The 16,072-nt window shown below is 70.7% G+C and carries 16 protein-coding genes; 13 read left to right on the top strand and 3 right to left on the bottom strand.

All coding sequences use genetic code 11. From position 1 onward, the window contains the following. From MPTA5024_RS15590 to MPTA5024_RS15580, 3 genes are all read left to right on the top strand, one after another. On the top strand, window positions 1–2,506 hold a 2,506-nt coding region (locus tag MPTA5024_RS15590), incomplete at its 5' end, for a transglycosylase domain-containing protein (RefSeq protein ID WP_051458219.1). Between the two features lie 259 nt (window positions 2,507–2,765). Further along, window positions 2,766–4,085: a glycosyltransferase family 87 protein gene (locus MPTA5024_RS15585; RefSeq protein ID WP_036324741.1), complete on the top strand. Its 1,320-nt coding sequence runs from the start codon at window positions 2,766–2,768 to the stop codon at window positions 4,083–4,085. A 173-nt stretch (window positions 4,086–4,258) separates the two neighbouring features. Continuing rightward, entirely contained in the window at window positions 4,259–5,491 is a 1,233-nt protein-coding gene (locus MPTA5024_RS15580; protein ID WP_157099487.1) for a glycosyltransferase family 87 protein, read from the top strand. A gap of 42 nt (window positions 5,492–5,533) precedes the next feature. Here the strand turns inward: MPTA5024_RS15580 and MPTA5024_RS15575 are convergent, their stop codons facing one another. After that, window positions 5,534–6,334, bottom strand: a complete 801-nt coding sequence (locus MPTA5024_RS15575; protein WP_036324740.1) for a deoxyribonuclease IV — start codon at window positions 6,332–6,334, stop codon at window positions 5,534–5,536. A 167-nt stretch (window positions 6,335–6,501) separates the two neighbouring features. Between MPTA5024_RS15575 and MPTA5024_RS42190 the strand changes: the two genes are divergently transcribed. Further along, entirely contained in the window at window positions 6,502–6,678 is a 177-nt protein-coding gene (locus MPTA5024_RS42190) for a hypothetical protein (RefSeq protein WP_198167172.1), read from the top strand. Between the two features lie 70 nt (window positions 6,679–6,748). Here MPTA5024_RS42190 and MPTA5024_RS15570 read toward each other — a convergent pair whose 3' ends face one another. Next, the gene (locus MPTA5024_RS15570; RefSeq protein WP_051458217.1) at window positions 6,749–7,066 is read right to left on the bottom strand and encodes a hypothetical protein; all 318 of its coding nucleotides are present in this window, start codon (window positions 7,064–7,066) and stop codon (window positions 6,749–6,751) included. A 189-nt stretch (window positions 7,067–7,255) separates the two neighbouring features. Here MPTA5024_RS15570 and rpsF point away from each other — a divergent pair, with 189 nt between their 5' ends. The 7 genes from rpsF (at window position 7,256) to MPTA5024_RS15535 (ending at window position 11,812) form a co-directional block, all read left to right on the top strand. Then, on the top strand, window positions 7,256–7,546 hold the full coding sequence (gene rpsF, locus MPTA5024_RS15565) for a 30S ribosomal protein S6 (RefSeq protein ID WP_036324739.1): 291 nt from the start codon (window positions 7,256–7,258) through the stop codon (window positions 7,544–7,546). A 92-nt stretch (window positions 7,547–7,638) separates the two neighbouring features. Further along, a complete protein-coding gene (locus tag MPTA5024_RS15560) occupies window positions 7,639–8,175 on the top strand; it encodes a single-stranded DNA-binding protein (protein ID WP_036324738.1) in 537 nt (178 codons plus the stop codon). Between the two features lie 82 nt (window positions 8,176–8,257). Then, complete coding sequence (gene rpsR, locus MPTA5024_RS15555) at window positions 8,258–8,494, top strand: 30S ribosomal protein S18 (protein WP_036324737.1); 237 nt, start codon at window positions 8,258–8,260, stop codon at window positions 8,492–8,494. Between the two features lie 17 nt (window positions 8,495–8,511). Next, a complete protein-coding gene (gene rplI / locus MPTA5024_RS15550) occupies window positions 8,512–8,958 on the top strand; it encodes a 50S ribosomal protein L9 (protein WP_036324736.1) in 447 nt (148 codons plus the stop codon). A 147-nt stretch (window positions 8,959–9,105) separates the two neighbouring features. Next, on the top strand, window positions 9,106–10,011 hold the full coding sequence (locus MPTA5024_RS15545; RefSeq protein WP_036324735.1) for an ABC transporter substrate-binding protein: 906 nt from the start codon (window positions 9,106–9,108) through the stop codon (window positions 10,009–10,011). Window positions 10,012–10,232: 221 nt separating this feature from the next. Further along, on the top strand, window positions 10,233–11,072 hold the full coding sequence (locus MPTA5024_RS15540; protein WP_036326327.1) for an amino acid ABC transporter permease: 840 nt from the start codon (window positions 10,233–10,235) through the stop codon (window positions 11,070–11,072). Continuing rightward, window positions 11,069–11,812: an amino acid ABC transporter ATP-binding protein gene (locus tag MPTA5024_RS15535; protein ID WP_036324734.1), complete on the top strand. Its 744-nt coding sequence runs from the start codon at window positions 11,069–11,071 to the stop codon at window positions 11,810–11,812. Before MPTA5024_RS15540 ends, MPTA5024_RS15535 begins: the two co-directional genes overlap by 4 nt. 77 nt (window positions 11,813–11,889) lie before the next feature. Here the strand turns inward: MPTA5024_RS15535 and MPTA5024_RS15530 are convergent, their stop codons facing one another. Next, window positions 11,890–13,215, bottom strand: coding sequence for an MATE family efflux transporter (locus MPTA5024_RS15530; protein WP_036324733.1), 1,326 nt, complete (start codon window positions 13,213–13,215; stop codon window positions 11,890–11,892). A gap of 290 nt (window positions 13,216–13,505) precedes the next feature. On the opposite strand from MPTA5024_RS15530, the gene dnaB reads away from it, so the two are divergent. Together dnaB and MPTA5024_RS15520 are read left to right on the top strand one after the other, a co-directional pair. After that, window positions 13,506–14,873: a replicative DNA helicase gene (gene dnaB, locus MPTA5024_RS15525; RefSeq protein ID WP_036324732.1), complete on the top strand. Its 1,368-nt coding sequence runs from the start codon at window positions 13,506–13,508 to the stop codon at window positions 14,871–14,873. Between the two features lie 58 nt (window positions 14,874–14,931). Then, on the top strand, window positions 14,932–16,068 hold the full coding sequence (locus tag MPTA5024_RS15520) for a hypothetical protein (protein WP_198167171.1): 1,137 nt from the start codon (window positions 14,932–14,934) through the stop codon (window positions 16,066–16,068). Window positions 16,069–16,072: the final 4 nt, after the last annotated feature.

The following is a 16,072-nucleotide window of genomic DNA, read 5'->3' as shown; positions in this document are numbered from 1 at the left end:
GGGCGGCTTCCGGCGCGGCCAGGACGACCAGGGCACGGAGATGATGCCGAGCGGCGGCCGTCGCCGCGCCCCGGGACGCCGTGCCCGCGGCGGTCCAGGTGGGCCCGACGGTCCGGGCGGGCCTGGCGGGCCGGGTGGTCCCGGCGGCCGCGGGCCCCGCGACCCGCGCGATTTCGACGACGAGCCCGAGCCGGACGGCAGGGGCTGGAAGCGCTTCCTGCCCAACTGGAAGATCGTCCTCGCGAGCGCCGTCGTCCTGGCGGCCGGCCTCTTCGGCATGATCGCCGTGGCGTACATCAACACGCCGCTGCCCACCGAGAAGGAGGCGCAGGAGACGGCGATCGCGCAGGGCAGCACGTTCTACTACCACGACGGCCAGGTCATCGCCCGCCTCGGCACCAAGCGCGTCGCCATCACCATCGACCAGGTGCCCCAGCACGTCCGCGACGCCGTGGTCGCGGCCGAGAACCGCAGCTTCTACCAGGACTCGGGCATCGACCTCAGCGGTCTCACCCGGTCGGTGTGGATGACGGCGACCGGCCAGCAGACGCAGGGCGGCTCCACCATCACCCAGCAGATGGCCCGCAACTACTTCCAGGGCCTCAGCACCGAGCAGACGATCAAGCGGAAGGTCAAGGAGATCTTCATCGCCGTCAAGCTCGACAAGGAGTGGAGCAAGGACAAGGTCCTCGAGTACTACCTGAACACCGTGCCGTTCGGCCGCAACACCTACGGCATCGAGGCCGCCGCCCGGGAGTTCTTCAACAAGCCGGCGAAGAAGCTGACCGTGGCCGAGGGCGCCTACCTCGCGGGCCGCATCCAGCAGCCGGGCAACTTCGACAAGGCCGAGTCCGAGGGCGACTACAAGCCCACCCAGGAGCGCTTCGCCTACGTCGTCTCCGGCATGTCCCAGATGGTCGACGAGAACGGCAAGCCCAAGTATCCGAACATCACCACCACCGCCAAGTTCCCCAAGCCGCGGGAGGCGCGCCCCTCCCAGGAGTTCGGCGGCCTGAAGGGCTACATGATCACCCAGGCGCTCTTCGAGCTGCGGACGACGCGCAACCTCAGCCGGGAGGACGTCGAGTCGGGCGGTTACAAGATCATCACGACGTTCGACAAGAAGCTCATGCAGGCCGCGCAGAGGGCGGTCAAGGCGACCACCACCCCGATGTCCAAGGAGTTCCACGCCGGCCTGGCCGCCGTGGACCCTGCCACCGGGCGCGTCCTCGCGTTCTACGGCGGCGACAACTACATCCACGACCCGTGGAACGAGCCCTTCGACTCACGCAAGCAGGCGGCATCGGCGTTCAAGCCGTACGTCCTGGCGGCGTGGCTCGACGCGGGCTTCAGCCTCAACAGCTGGGTTCCGGGCAGCGAGACCGTCCCGAAGGAGCTCCCGGGCACCACCAAGATCACAAATGGTGAGCGCGTCCCCTCGTCGATCGACGTGACCTACGCGACCGCCCACTCGATCAACACGGCGTTCGCGTCCATGGCCTTCGCGCTGCCCGGCAAGCTGGACGACGTCCGGTCCATCGCCGAGGCCGCGGGCATCAGCAAGAAGGCGATCGACGAGGACGAGAACGGCGTGGGCGGGGCGCACGGCCACGGCTACCAGCTCGCCATCGGCAGCGTCGGCGTGACCCCGGTCGAGCAGGCCGCCGGCTACTCCATCTTCGCCAACGAGGGCAAGCACGTGGACTACCACGTGATCCAGGAGGTCCGGCAGGGCAAGACCGTCGTCTTCCCGGAGAAGCGGGACGTCCGCCAGGTGATCTCGCCGGAGTCGGCCGCCGACGCCGTCACCGCGATGGAGCAGGTCCTCAAGGTCGGTACGGCGGCGGGCAAGGGCATCGGCCGTCCGGCCGCCGGCAAGACCGGTACCAACAACGACGAGAAGGAAGCCTGGTTCGTCGGCTTCACTCCGCAGCTGTCGGCCGCGGTGGGCATGTACCGGGAGCAGTGCCGCACGGACAGCGGCAAGATCGTGCAGCCGGAGTACTCGAACTGCCCGATCACTCCGGGAGGCAAGCCGAGCAAGAAGTACGGCCCCAATAACCCGTACACCCATCCGAAGGAGGTGTCCCTGGGCTTCCAGGGCGCCGACGCGCCGACCACGATCTGGCGCACCTTCATGATGGAGGCGCTGCAGGGCAAGCCGGTCAAGGACTTCCCGCCGAAGTCCGGCATCGGCACTCCGGAGAACATCGTGCCGAGCCCGACGCCGACCCCCTCGCCCACGCCGACGGACATCTTCCCGACCGACTTCCCGACGGACTTCCCGCCCGGGCCCGGCGGCAACGGGCCCGGTGGCGGCAACGGGCCCGGCGGCTGCGTCCCCGGCGACCTGTCCTGCAACAACGACGACGGCGGGCTGCAGCTCAACCCCGGCTCCAACCCGACCGGCCCCAACCAGGGCGGCGGCACGGGCGGGACCGGCGCGCCCGCCTCGACCCCGGTCACCTCGCCCTCGGGCGCCGGCAACCGGAGATCCGGCCAGTAGGGCACATGGCGGTGCTGGGGGGCCCGGACCGCGTCCGGGCCCCCTCCCTCGTCCGTGTCGTCGAGACGGCGGCGGACCACGGCGTCGGTACGGCGTCGGTACGGCGTCGGTACGGCGTCGGTACGGCGTCGGTACGGCGTCGGTACGGCGTCGGTACGGCGGCGAGACGGCGGCCGGAGGGCTCGGCGCGATTCCGGTATCGCGGGTTTCCGCATGGCGAAGTCGCCAACGAGCGGCCTCGAATGATGCAATACCGACCATGACGACCCGGACCTCGAACGCCTCCGGCCCGCTGCCAATGGTCGCCGGGCGGGCCGTGCCGTACCTGCCGCTCGGGCTTCTCGCGGGGGTCGGCGCCGTCCTCGCGTACCTGTGGAAGTACCCCTGCAGGTTCGGGGGCGTCTGGAACGGCGGAGTCGGGCAGTTCACCCACTTCTGCTACACGGACATCTACCCCCTCTTCTGGGGAGAGCACCTCGACCAGGGCAAGATCCCGTACGTCGACTACCCGGTCGAGTATCCGGTCGGGATCGGCGGGATCATGGAGTTCGCGCGGCGCCTCGCCGGGGGCGACGGGGTCGCGTTCTACGACATCACCGTGGCCCTCATGGGGATCTCCCTGGTCGTAGGGGTGCTGCTGACGGCCGCCCTGGCCGGCCGCACCCGCCCTTGGGACGCCCTCTGGTACGCGGTCGGCCCGGCCGTCATCCTGTGCGCGTACATCAACTGGGACCTCGCGGCGGGGGCGCTGGCCCTGGGCGGGCTGCTGGCGTGGTCCCGGGAGCGGCAGTACCTGGCGGGGGTGCTGCTGGCCCTTGCCGTGGCCACGAAGTTCTACCCGCTGATGTTCTTCGGGGCGTTGTTCCTGCTCACCGTGCGCACCGGGAAGTGGGTGCCGTTCCTCAAGACGGCCGCCGCGGCCGCGGTCGCCTGGCTCGCGGTCAACGTGCCGATCATGGCGGTGAACTACGAGGGCTGGAAGCGCTTCTACGCCTTCAGCAGCGAGCGCGGGGCCGACTGGGGAGGGCTCTGGTTCTTCTTCCAGCGCAGGCAGATGGGGTTCCTCGCGGACGCCGAGCACCTGAACACGATGGCCATGGCCGCGCTCGCCGTGCTGCTGGCGGGGGTGGCGGTGCTCGCCCTCGCGGCGCCGCGCCGGCCCCGCCTGATGCAGCTGTGCTTCCTCGCGCTGGCCGCCTTCATGATCACCAACAAGGTGTGGTCGCCGCAGTACGTGCTGTGGCTCGTGCCGTTCGCGGTGCTGGCCAGGCCGCGCTGGGGGGCGCTGGCGGCTTGGCAGGCGGCCGAGTGCTGGTACTTCTTCTCCATCTGGCTCTACCTCGTCGGCCAGACCCCGGGACAGGAGGCCCTCGGCATCGGTGACCTGCCCTACTTCCTGTCGGTGTGGGCGCGGGCGATCACCATCGTGGTCCTGATGGCCCTCGTGGTCCGCGACGTGCTGCGGCCCGAGCACGACGTGGTCCGCCAGGCGGGGATCGACGACCAGTCGGGCGGGGTGTTCAACCGAGCCGAGGACAGGTTCGCCCTGCGGTCCCGGGCCGCGGCGACCGTCGAGTAAGACCGGCCTGAGACCCGTCTGAGGCGGGCCGCGGGCGCGCCGGGAGGTGCCCGGCACGTGAAACTTTCATCGGATCTTCCGCTCGTGTGGTGGCGGTGACCGCCGGGTCGCACCGTAGCCTTGGGAGACAAGTGAGCCGGCGAACGCCGCGGGACACGGGGGTGGGGGCGCAGGTGCGACACAGGCCGCCATGGCTGGTGCTGCTGGTCTGGGCGCTCACCCGGGCCGCGCTCTTCCTCGCGGCGACGCAGGTCGTCCCCGTTGGGCACACCGGCTCGTTCGAGAACGACGTCGAGCTCTACCGGGAGTGGTCCGGCGTCCTGCTCCGCGGGGAGTTCCCCGCGGGCGACGACAAGTGGCAGTACCCGCCGTTCGCGGCGCTGCCCATGCTCGCGCCCCACCTGTTGCCCTTCGGCTACCGGATCGGCTTCTACCTGCTGGCCGTCGTCTGCGACCTGGCCATCCTCGTGCTGCTGTGGCGCTTCTCCCTCCGGGAAGGGGCGGGCCGCACCGGCCTGTGGGCCTGGACCGTGGGCGCGGCCCTGCTCGGGCCGCTGCTGATCTCGCGCTACGACCTCATGGTCACGCTGGTCGCCGTCCTCGCGCTGACCGTGTCGGCCGACCCGGCCGTACGGGGGTCGCTGATCGGGATCGGGCTGATCGTCAAGGTCTGGCCGGTCGCGTTGCTGACCGGGCTGCGCCGCTGGCGCGAGCTGTTGACGGCCGGCGGGTCGGCGGTCGCGGTCGCGGTCGTGGGTTGCGTCGTGGCGGCCCTCGCGATGCCGCACGCCCTCGACTTCCTCACCGCGCAGCAGGACCGCGGCCTGCAGATCGAGTCGCTGGCCGCCACGCCGTTCGCGTTCGCCCGGGCCGTGGGGTGGTGGGACGGCTTCACCACCTACCAGCACGGCGCGATGGAGGCGGTGGGCGCGGGCGTCGGCACGGCGGAGACCGTGAGCCTCGTCGCCACCCCGGCCGCGCTGGCGTTGATGGCCGTCTGGTGGCTGCGCGCCGCCCCGAGCGCGCTGTCCTACTACGACGCGGCGCTCACCACCGTGCTCCTCCTCGTGCTGACCAGCCGGGTGCTGTCGCCGCAGTACCTCATCTGGGTGCTCGGCGTCGCCGCCGTCGCCCTGTCCGTACGGCGGGACCGGCCGGGCCCGGGGCAGCGGCCGGCCGCGTGGCTGGTGCTGGTCTCCTGCCTCCTGACCGGGGTGATGTACCCGTGGATGGAGGAGGACTACAGCTGGAAGGGCGACCTGCCGGGCACCCTCGTGCTGGTCGCCCGCAACCTGGTCCTGCTCGCCGCCACGGTCGTGTCGTTCGTGCGGCTGTGGCGCGACACCCGGCGAAGCGCGCATGCCGAGGACGAGGCGGCGAACCAGGAGTCCCTACCCGTCCGGTGACCTCGCCAATCCAGAGATTCGTCCACAGCCTGTGGACAAGTGCTACAGGTGCTTGCGCAGGAACGCGATGTCGTCGGCCTGGCCCTCGGCCGGCGTCTCGACCACGATCGGCGCCCCGCCCGCGGCCCGGCAGACCTCGACGATGACCTCGGGGTCGATCTGCCCGCTGCCGATGTTGGCGTGCCTGTCGGCCCCCGAGTCGAACGCGTCGCGCGAGTCGTTGCAGTGGACCAGGTCGATCCGGCCGGTGATCGCCTTCACCCGCTCGACGACGCCGACGAGCTCCTCACCTCCTGCGTGGAAGTGGCAGGTGTCGAGGCAGAACCCGATCACGGACGGGTCGGGGGCGCCGGCGGTGACCGCGTCCCACAGGCGCGCGATGCGGTCGAGCTTGCGGGCCATGGCGTTGCCGCCGCCCGCCGTGTTCTCGATCAGGACGGGGATCGGGCACTCGGTGCGCTCGAAGACCTTCCGCCAGTTGTCGAAGCCGATCTGCGGGTCGTCGCCCGCGTTGACGTGGCCGCCGTGCACGATCAGCCCCTTGGCGCCGATGGACGCGGCCGCCTTGAGGTGGCCGTCGAGGAGCTTGCGGCTGGGGATGCGGATGCGGTTGTTCGCGGTCGCCACGTTGATGACGTACGGCGCGTGGACGTAGACGTCGACGTCGGAGGCGCGCAGGGCGTCGGCGGACGCCGGGACGACCGGGTTCTTCCAGCCCTGGGGGTCGCCCAGGAAGAACTGCACGACGTCGGCGTCGCGGGCCGCCGCGTGGGCCAGCGGGTCGTCCTGGTCGACGTGGGCTCCGATGCGCCGGGGGCGCTCCTCGCCGTGGTGCGTGTCCATCCCGGTTCCTCCATCACTCGCGTGTCGGGCGTCACCGCAGGAAGGCCGCCGAACGCGGAAGGGCGAACTCTAGGCCCTGTCCAAGAGCGTTTCAAGAGGGCGCGCCAGGGCAGTCGCACGTCGAACGCGCCCTGCTCCCCGCGCGCCGATGATACAAGGAGACGAGCATGAGATATCGCGTCGGCAGCTTCCTCTTACTGATCTACATCCTCGTTGGCCTCTACGTGGCCTGGGTCCACCACTACCTCACCCCCACCCTGCTCAAGCAGATCGCCCAGGCGCTGCTCGCCATCTTCCTGTGGTTCCTCGTCCTCCTCGGCGTCGATCTGCACATCGGAGGATGACCCCGGCCGCCGGCGCCCTCCCGCGCGGGACGGGGCTTCCACGCGAAGCCGCGCGGGGCCGGTTCCACCGTCAGGGCTTGGGAACGAACCCTCCATGGGCGATCCCCAGCGCCACCCCCACGAACGACCCCACCACCCCCACGATGATCAGCGAACGCTGGGCGGTGGTCGACGAGACGTACTGGGCGTACAGGCCGCCCCAGAAGCCGATCGCCCCCGTCCACGCCGCGACCACGTGAGCCCTCACGACGAACCCGGTGACGAACGCCACGAGCCCGAGCGCCAGCGTGGCGATCGTCATGGCGTTCTCCAGCGGATGCGGCCTTCCGTCGGTGTTCAGGGTGAGACGGAAGGACAGGCTCCGCCCCGTGCCGATGACGTGTCGCATAGACCGCGCACCCCCTCTCAGCTTCAGTTTCACTCTCCGGGCGGCGCACGGCCAAGGGGCTGATAGCCTTGTTCGGCTGCGTCTGATATGGGTCCCGGCGGCGGTGACCGCCTCCGGCGCCCGCGCAGTGTCCTCCTGTCACGGCAGAGCGTCGTGACCGCAAGAGTCCAGAGGAGGTTGGATACACCTATGCGTCGCTACGAGATGATGGTCATCCTCGACCCGTCCCTCGACGAGCGCACCGTGCAGCCCTCGCTCGACCAGTTCCTCACCGTCGTCCGCAACGACGGCGGCACCGTGGAGAAGGTCGACGTCTGGGGCCGCCGCCGGCTGTCGTACGACATCGCCAAGAAGTCCGAGGGCATCTACGCCGTGGTCGACCTGACCGCCGAGCCCGCCACGATCAAGGAGCTGGACCGTCAGCTCAACCTGAACGAGGGCGTGCTCCGCACCAAGGTCCTCCGCCCCGAGCTTCACTGAGCAGTACCGGAAGCCCGGCTTTTTGTCGGGCTCTGGCCGTACTCTGAGCCCTACACGGCTCAGCTGACGGGATAGGAAGGCGAAAGCGACCGATGGCAGCAGGCGACACCACGATCACCATCGTCGGCAACCTTGTCGACGACCCGGAGCTGCGCTTCACCCCGACGGGGCAGGCCGTGGCCCGGTTCCGCATCGCATCCACTCCGCGGTTCCTGGACAAGCAGACCAACGAGTGGAAGGACGGCGAGGGCCTGTTCCTCACCTGCAACGTCTGGCGTCAGGCGGCGGAGAACGTCGCCGAGAGCCTGCAGCGCGGGATGCGGGTCATCGTCCAGGGACGGCTGCGCCAACGGTCGTACGAGACCAAGGAAGGCGAGAAGCGCACGGTCTACGAGGTCGAGGTCGACGAGGTCGGGCCCTCGCTGCGCAACGCGACGGCGAAGGTCAACAAGACCGCCCGCCAGGGCGGCGGCTTCGGCGGCGGACCGGCCAACGACCCGTGGGCGACCGCGGCCCCCGCTCCCCAGGGCGGCGGCGGCTTCGGTGGCGGCCAGCAGGGCGGCGGCTTCGGCGGCGGCCAGCAGGGCGGCGGCTTCGGCGGCGACTTCAGCGACGAGCCGCCCTTCTAAGGGGCCTTCTCCCCGTCTCATCACCACAGGAAAACCGAGCGACCATTCCCGCATCACGCGGGGCTCTGAAAGGAGCACCACGATGGCGAAGCCGGCAGTTCGCAAGCCCAAGAAGAAGGTTTGCCTCTTCTGCCACGACAAGATCTCCTACGTCGACTACAAGGACACGGCGCTGCTGCGGAAGTTCATCTCCGACCGCGGCAAGATCCGTGCCCGCCGGGTGACGGGCAACTGCACCCAGCACCAGCGCGACGTGGCGACCGCTATCAAGAACGCCCGTGAGATGGCCCTGCTGCCGTACACGAGCACGGCGCGCTGAGAAAGGAGACTCAGGACATGAAGCTCATCCTCACCACTGAGGTCTCCGGGCTCGGCGCCCCCGGCGACGTCGTCGAGGTCAAGGACGGCTACGGCCGCAACTACCTCATCCCGCGCGGCTTCGCCATCCGGTGGACCCGCGGCGCCGAGACGCAGATCGACTCCATCAAGAAGGCGCGCGGCGCCCGGGAGATCCGCGACCTCGGCTCGGCCAAGGAGGTCGCCGGCAGGCTCGGCGCCCTCAAGGTCCGGCTCACGACCCGCGCGGGCGACTCCGGCCGGCTGTTCGGCTCGGTGACGACGGGCGACATCGCCGACGCCGTCAAGGCCGCCGGCGGCCCGCAGCTCGACCGCCGCCGCATCGTGATCGACAACGCGATCAAGAGCGTCGGCACCCACAAGGTCAGCGTCCGGCTCCACCCCGAGGTGGCGGCCACGATCGACGTCGAGGTCGTCGGCGCCTGACACCTGCTCGTCGGAGGACCCTTCCCGTCTCGGGAGGGGTCCTTCGCGTTTCTCCACCGAAACGCAACAATGTCGTCCATCCCACTAGGTAAACGGGGGTACTACGGAACGCTAGTATTTCCCCAGCCAAATGCGCGGAATCCGTAGATGACACCCTTGATGGAGGCCGAGATGCGCCGTTCCCACCTGCCGCTGGCCGTCGGCGCACTCACGCTGGCGGCCGCCGCCTGCGCCCCGGCGTCCGACACCTCCACCACGACCGCGAGCGCGGCCGGTTCGGCCGCCGCCTCGGCCTCGGCCTCCTGCTCCCCCGCCTCGCTCCCGCTCGTGACCCCCGGCAAGCTCACGGTCGGCACCGACAAGCCGGCGTACGAGCCGTGGTTCAAGGACGACGACCCCTCAAACGGGCAGGGCTTCGAGAGCGCCGTCGCCTACGCCGTCGCCCAGAAGCTGGGGTTCGGCAAGGACCAGGTCAGCTGGACCGTCGTGCCGTTCGACTCGTCGTTCGCCCCCGGGCCCAAGCAGTTCGACTTCGACATCAACCAGGTCTCCATCACCCCCGAGCGCGCGAAGGCCGTCGACTTCAGCCAGGGCTACTACACGGTCAAGCAGGGCGTCGTCGCCCTTGAGGGCTCGAAGGCGGCCGGGGCGACCAGCCTCGCCGAGCTGAAGGACGTGAAGATCGGCGTCCAGGCCGCGACCACCGCGCTCGAGGCCGTCCGGCAGGTGATCAAGCCGACGAACGACCCGAGTGTGTTCAACCAGCAGGTCGACGCCGTCAACGCGCTGAAGAACAAGCAGATCGACGCCATCGTCGTCGACCTGCCCACCGCCTTCTACGTCACCGCCGCCCAGGTGAAGGGGTCGAAGATCGTCGGGCAGATCTCGGCGGCCTCGGGCTCCCCGGAGGAGTTCGGCCTGCTGTTCCAGAAGGGCAGCAAGCTGGTGACCTGCGTGGACAAGGCGCTGGGCGAGCTCAAGTCGTCCGGTGAGCTCGCCGGGATCGAGAGCCAGTGGCTCACCGCCGCCGCCGGCGCGCCGGAGCTGAAGTGACGGACGACGAGGCCGGCGCATCGGCGGTGCCGGTCCCGGCGCCCCACCCGGGCGGCGATGCCGGCGCACCGGCGGCCGCTCCCGCTCCGGCGTCCTCCACGCATGGCGAGTCCGGCTCACCGGCGTCCTCCACGGACGGCCGCGCGGGCGCCTCAGCCCGGACGGACGGCGCGTCCCCCCTCCACGGCCACGGGGAGGCGGGAGCTTCGGCGGCGGAGTGGGTGAAGAGCGAGCGGCAGGTGCGCCGCGAGGCGGAGCTGCGCGCCCGGTCCCGGAGGTCGGCGACGGTGGCCACGGCCTCCACGGTGCTGGCGGCCGTCGTCCTGGTGGTCGCCGTGACCGCGTCGCCCGGGTGGCCGCGGGTCCAGGAGACGTTCCTGAACCCGGGCGCGTTCGCCGAGGCGCTGCCCGACGTGCTGCGCGGCTTCCTGCTCAACATCAAGATCTTCCTCATCGCCGAGGTGCTGATCCTGATACTGGGGCTGCTCGTGGCGCTGGTGCGCGGCCTGCGCTCGCCGGTGTTCTTCCCGCTGCGCGCCCTCGCCGTGCTGTACACGGACGTCTTCCGCGGCGTCCCGGTGATCCTGCTGGTGTACCTGGTGGGCTTCGGCGTCCCGGCGCTCCAGCTTCAGGGCGCACCCAGCGACCCGGTCACTCTCGGCATCATCGCGCTCGTGCTGTCGTACGGGTCGTACGTCGCCGAGGTCTTCCGCTCGGGCATCGAGTCGGTCCATCCCAGTCAGCGGGCCGCGGCGCGCTCGCTGGCGCTGACCCACGGGCAGACCATGCGCCACGTCGTGCTGCCGCAGGCGGTCCGCAGGGTCGTCCCGCCGCTGCTCAACGACTTCGCCTCGCTCCAGAAGGACAGCGCGCTCGTGGCGGTGCTCGGCCCGCTCGAGTCCCTCCGGCAGGCCCAGATCCACGCGGCGTCGTCGTTCAACTACACGCCCTACCTGACGTCGGCCCTGCTGTTCATCGCCCTGACCGTGCCCATGGCGCGGTTCACCGACCACCTCGCCGCCCGTACGGCACGGCGGCGCACGGGAGGCGGGACCATATGAGCCTGCTGACGATCGACGGCGTCTGGAAGCAGTACCACGACCACAGCGTCCTGCGCGGCATCGACCTGGAGGTGGCGCCGCACGAGGTGGTCTGCCTGATCGGCGCGTCCGGCTCGGGCAAGTCGACGCTGCTGCGCTGCGTGAACCTGCTCGAGACGATCGACGACGGAGCGATCTTCCTGGACGGCGCCGAGATCACGGACGTGCGGGCCGATCCGGACGAGGTGCGCAAGCGGATCGGGATGGTCTTCCAGTCCTACAACCTCTTCCCGCACATGACCGTGCTCGACAACATCACGCTGGCTCCCCGCAGGGTCCACGGCGTCCGGCCGCGGGAGGCCGAAGACCAGGCCAGGGAGCTGCTCGACCGGTTCGGGCTGTCGGACAAGGCCGGGGAGTACCCCGACCGGCTGTCCGGCGGCCAGCAGCAGCGGGTCGCGGTGATCCGGGCCGTGGCGACCCAGCCCCGGCTGCTGCTGCTCGACGAGGTCACCTCCGCGCTCGACCCCGCGCTGGTCACCGAGGTGCTCGGCGTCATCCGGGAGCTGAAGGACGCCGGGATGACGATGATCCTCGCCACTCACGAGATGGGGTTCGCCCGCGACATCGCCGACACCGTGTGCTTCCTCGACGGCGGCGTGCTGCTGGAGCGCGGCTCGCCCGAGCAGATCTTCACGGCCCCCGAGCATGCCCGGACGAGGGGGTTCCTCCAGCGGATCCTCGAGGCCCGGCGGATGTGACGGCTTTCCCGGCGCCGGGGGTCGCTGTGACGGCACCTCCCGAGGGCCCTGCTCGCGTGAGGGCCCGGCGGGGCGGCTCAGGCGCCGGTGACGAGCCACGCCGCGCCGTGCGCCCGGACGGTCAGGGTGACCAGCCGCGCCAGCATCCAGACGCCGAGCGCCAGCCACAACGTGACGAGACCTCCCGCGAGGGCCGCGAACGGCAGGTAGGCGAGCGTCGTCGCCACCCCGGCCCAGGCCAGGTAGCGCTGGTCGCCCGCGCCGATCAGCACCCCGTCCAGCACGAACACCACGCCCGCGACCGGCTGGAGCAGCGCCACCGGCCAGAGCGCGGCCTCCAGTTGGGTGGCGACGGCCGGGCCGGCCCCGAACAGACCGGGGACCGCCGGCCGCGCGAGCAGCAACACGGCGCCGAACAGCACGCCGCAGACCACGCCCCATAGCACCATCCGCCGCGTCGCCGCCCGGGTCGCCGCCACGTCGCCCGCGCCCAGTGTCCGGCCGGTGATCGCCTGCCCCGCGATCGCGATCGCGTCGAGGGCGAACGCCAGGAACGTCCAGATCCGGGCCGCGATGGTGTGCGCCTCGATCTGCTCCTCGCCCATGCGGGTCGCCAGCGACGTGGCCACGAGCAGCACGATCTGCAGGCTCGCCGTACGGACGACCAGGGCGAAGCCGGCGGCGCCGGCCGCGCGCACGCCCGCCAGGTCGGGCAGCAGGGAGGCGCCGTGCCGGCGGGCCTGCCGCACGACCAGCACGACGTACACGGCCGCCGACAGGGTCTGGGCGACCACGGTCCCCCAGGCGGACCCCGCGATCCCCCAGCCGAGACCGAGCACGAACCACAGGTTGAGCAGGCCGTTCAGCGCGAACGACCCGACGGACACGGCCAGCGGCGTCCGCGTGTCCTGCAGCCCCCGCAGCACGCCCGTGCCCGCGAGGACCACCAGCATCGCGGGGACGCCGAGCAGGCTGACCCGCAGGTACGTGACGGACAGCGCGGCGAGCTGGTCCGCCGCTCCGAACAGGTGTACGATAAATGGCGCAAGAGGCCAGCACGCCGCGCAGACGGCCAGGCCGATGGCGGCCGCCAGCCAGAGGCCGTCCACGCCCTGGCGCATCGCCTGCCCCACGTTCCCCGCACCCAGCCGCCGGGCCACGGCCGCGGTGGTCGCGTACGCGAGGAACACGCACAGGCCCACCAGGGCCGACAGGGCCGCGCTGGCCACGCCAAGAGCGCCGAGCGCGGGATCGGGGAGGCGGCCGACGATGACGGAGTCCGTGAGCAGGAAGAGCGGCTCGGCGACGAGGGCCCCGAACGCCGGGACGGCCAGCCTGAGGATCTCCCTGTCGTGGGCCCGGCTTTGCCGGACGGTCCGGCCAGCCCCGGTGGTAAGCGGCATAACCCTATTTTGCGGCTTACCGCCCCATGCCCGATCGGTATCGGCGTGTCTTCCCGACTTTCTTTTCTCCACAGCTGGTGGACATCGATTCCGCTGGTCAGGCCCGCTTCTCGGCGAGGGCGACCATCTTGTCCACAGGGCTGTCCCCAAGGTTTTCCCAGGGCTGACGGGGAGTCTGCACATGTTATCCACACCCTTGTCGACAGGCCGGGTTGCCCGATGAGGGCGTGGACCGGGAGACTGGCGGACCGACCTGAGGACGCTGGGGCGGCTGCGCAAGGGGGTGTGAGGTGAGCGTGCTCGACTTCCCGGGAGGTTCGGGAGGATCGGAATCGTCGTTCGAGCGGACGCCGCCGAACAACATCGAGGCCGAGCAGTCCGTCCTGGGCGGCATGCTGCTGTCCAAGGACGCGATCGCCGACGTCATCGAGGTGCTGCGCGCCGAGGACTTCTACCGCCCCGCCCACCAGATCATCTTCGACGTCGTCATCGACCTGTACGGCCGGGGCGAGCCCGCCGACTCCGTCACCGTCTTCGACGAGCTGCAAAAGCGCGGCGAGGTCGCCCGCGTCGGCGGCGGCGCCTATCTCCACACGCTCACCGCCATCGTCCCCACGGCGGCCAACGCCGGCTACTACGCCAAGATCGTGCGGGAGCAGGCCGTCCTGCGCCGCCTCATCGAGGCCGGCACCCGCATCGTCTCCTACGGGTACGGCGGCCAGGGCGAGGAGGTCGACGAGCTCGTCGACCGCGCGCAGGCCGAGATCTACAAGGTCACCGAGCGCCGCACCTCCGAGGACTACCTCCCCCTCGCCGAGATCATGCCGTCCGCGCTCGACGAGATCGAGGCCATCGGCAGCCGCGGCGGCCAGATGGTCGGCGTCCCCACCGGCTTCCAGGACCTCGACGCCCTCACGAACGGCCTCCACCCCGGCCAGATGATCGTTGTGGCTGCTCGACCTGCCATCGGCAAAAGCACCCTTGGTCTAGATTTCGCACGGTCTGCGGCGATTAAGCATGGAATGACCACCGTCATCTTCTCGCTGGAGATGTCGCGAAACGAGATCACGATGCGTCTGCTGTCGGCCGAGGCGAGGGTGGCCCTGCACACCATGCGCTCCGGCATGATGAACGACGACGACTGGACGCGGATGGCCCGCCGCATGGGCGAGGTGGCCGAGGCGCCGCTGTTCATCGACGACTCGCCCAACATGTCGATGATGGAGATCCGGGCCAAGTGCCGGCGGCTCAAGCAGCGCCACGACCTGCGGTTCGTGATCGTCGACTACCTCCAGCTGATGAGCTCGCCGAAGAAGACCGAGAGCCGTCAGCAGGAGGTGTCCGAGCTCTCCCGGGCGCTGAAGCTGCTCGCCAAGGAGCTCGAGGTGCCGGTCATCGCGATCTCCCAGCTCAACCGTGGCCCTGAGCAGCGCACCGACAAGCGCCCTCAGGTGTCGGACCTCCGTGAATCGGGCTCCATCGAGCAGGACGCCGACATGGTCATCCTGCTGCACCGGGAGGACGCGTACGAGCGGGAGTCGCCGCGCGCGGGCGAGGCCGACCTGATCGTGGCCAAGCACCGCAACGGCCCCACGGCCACGGTGACGGTGGCCTTCCAGGGGCACTACAGCCGATTCGTGGACATGGCCACTCACTGACCGCGGGAGTAAACGAAAGAGGCGAGTGAGGGCAAAGGGGCGGCAGTAGAGTCGGCCCATGCGATTCCCGCGCGGAGCCGTCACCGCCGCCACGCTGCTGTCCCTGGTCGCCGTCCAGGCCGCCGTGCCCCCGTCGTACGCCGCGACCGCCGGGACGGCCCGCACGGTGAGCACCGCGACCCGCACAACCGCCGTGAACACCGCGACGGCCAGGCAGGCGAACGCGAAGGGGGCCGTGCCGGTGCCGCCGGCCGGACGGCCGGTCGACACCTCGCACCCCACGCGGGTGATCGGGAACGGCACGCCGGGCAGTTGCACGTCGCGGGCCGTGGTCGCGGCGGTGGCGAAGGGCGGGATCATCCGCTTCTCCTGCGGCCCCAAGCCCGTGACGATCTGGATGACGGCGACGGCCAAGGTCCGCAACGCGAGCGCCCGCGTCGTGCTCGACGGCGGCGGGAAGGTGACGCTGAGCGGCGGCGGCGTCCGGCGGATCCTGTACATGAACACCTGTGACAAGGCCCAGGGGTGGACCACGTCGCACTGCGACGACCAGGAGCAGCCCCGGCTCACGGTGCAGAACCTGACCTTCGCCGACGGCAACGCCACCGGGCAGCGGACCGACGGCGGGGGCGGCGGGGCGATCTTCGTCAGGGGCGGCCGGTTCGCTGTGGTGAACTCCCGGTTCTATCGCAACCGCTGCGACGCCACCGGCCCCGACGTCGGCGGCGCCGCGATCCGGGTGCTCGACCAGTCGCACGACCAGCCGGTCTACGTCGTGGGCAGCACGTTCGGCGGCGCCCCCGGCAAGGGCGGCGTCTGCTCGAACGGCGGCGCGCTCAGCAGCATCGGGGTCTCCTGGGTCGTGCTGAACAGCGTCCTGACCTACAACCGGGCCGTCGGCCGGGGCGCGAACCCGGCGCGCGGCGGCACCCCGGGCGGCGGCAGCGGCGGGGCGATCTACACCGACGGCAACCGGTACACCGTGCGGATCGCGGGCTCGCTGATCCAGGGCAACTCCGCCAGGGAGGGCGGCGGGGCGATCTTCTTCGTCAGCAACGACATGACCGGCACGCTGCGGATCGAGCGGTCGGCGCTGCGGAACAACCGCAGCGCCGGGTTCGAGACGGCGGGCTACCCGGGCGTCTTCTACAAGGGCGCCGGGAAGCCGGCCGTCGTCGGCAGCACGCTCAAGTAGCGGC

It is taken from the genome of Microbispora sp. ATCC PTA-5024 (assembly GCF_000511135.2).
Taxonomy (GTDB): Bacteria; Actinomycetota; Actinomycetes; order Streptosporangiales; family Streptosporangiaceae; genus Microbispora; species Microbispora corallina.
Note: the sequence above shows the minus strand (reverse complement) of the source record. Positions and strands in the feature narration are given on the sequence as shown.

Coding starts and splice junctions, on each gene's coding strand:
- MPTA5024_RS15545 (WP_036324735.1), top strand. CDS start 9,106: ATGACACCCTTGATGGAGGCCGAGATGCGCCGTTCCCACCTGCCGCTG.
- MPTA5024_RS15560 (WP_036324738.1), top strand. CDS start 7,639: ATGGCAGCAGGCGACACCACGATCACCATCGTCGGCAACCTTGTCGAC.
- rpsR (WP_036324737.1), top strand. CDS start 8,258: ATGGCGAAGCCGGCAGTTCGCAAGCCCAAGAAGAAGGTTTGCCTCTTC.
- MPTA5024_RS15585 (WP_036324741.1), top strand. CDS start 2,766: ATGACGACCCGGACCTCGAACGCCTCCGGCCCGCTGCCAATGGTCGCC.
- MPTA5024_RS15570 (WP_051458217.1), bottom strand. CDS start 7,066: ATGCGACACGTCATCGGCACGGGGCGGAGCCTGTCCTTCCGTCTCACC.
- MPTA5024_RS15530 (WP_036324733.1), bottom strand. CDS start 13,215: ATGCCGCTTACCACCGGGGCTGGCCGGACCGTCCGGCAAAGCCGGGCC.
- MPTA5024_RS15535 (WP_036324734.1), top strand. CDS start 11,069: ATGAGCCTGCTGACGATCGACGGCGTCTGGAAGCAGTACCACGACCAC.
- MPTA5024_RS42190 (WP_198167172.1), top strand. CDS start 6,502: ATGAGATATCGCGTCGGCAGCTTCCTCTTACTGATCTACATCCTCGTT.
- rpsF (WP_036324739.1), top strand. CDS start 7,256: ATGCGTCGCTACGAGATGATGGTCATCCTCGACCCGTCCCTCGACGAG.
- rplI (WP_036324736.1), top strand. CDS start 8,512: ATGAAGCTCATCCTCACCACTGAGGTCTCCGGGCTCGGCGCCCCCGGC.
- MPTA5024_RS15520 (WP_198167171.1), top strand. CDS start 14,932: ATGCGATTCCCGCGCGGAGCCGTCACCGCCGCCACGCTGCTGTCCCTG.
- MPTA5024_RS15575 (WP_036324740.1), bottom strand. CDS start 6,334: ATGGACACGCACCACGGCGAGGAGCGCCCCCGGCGCATCGGAGCCCAC.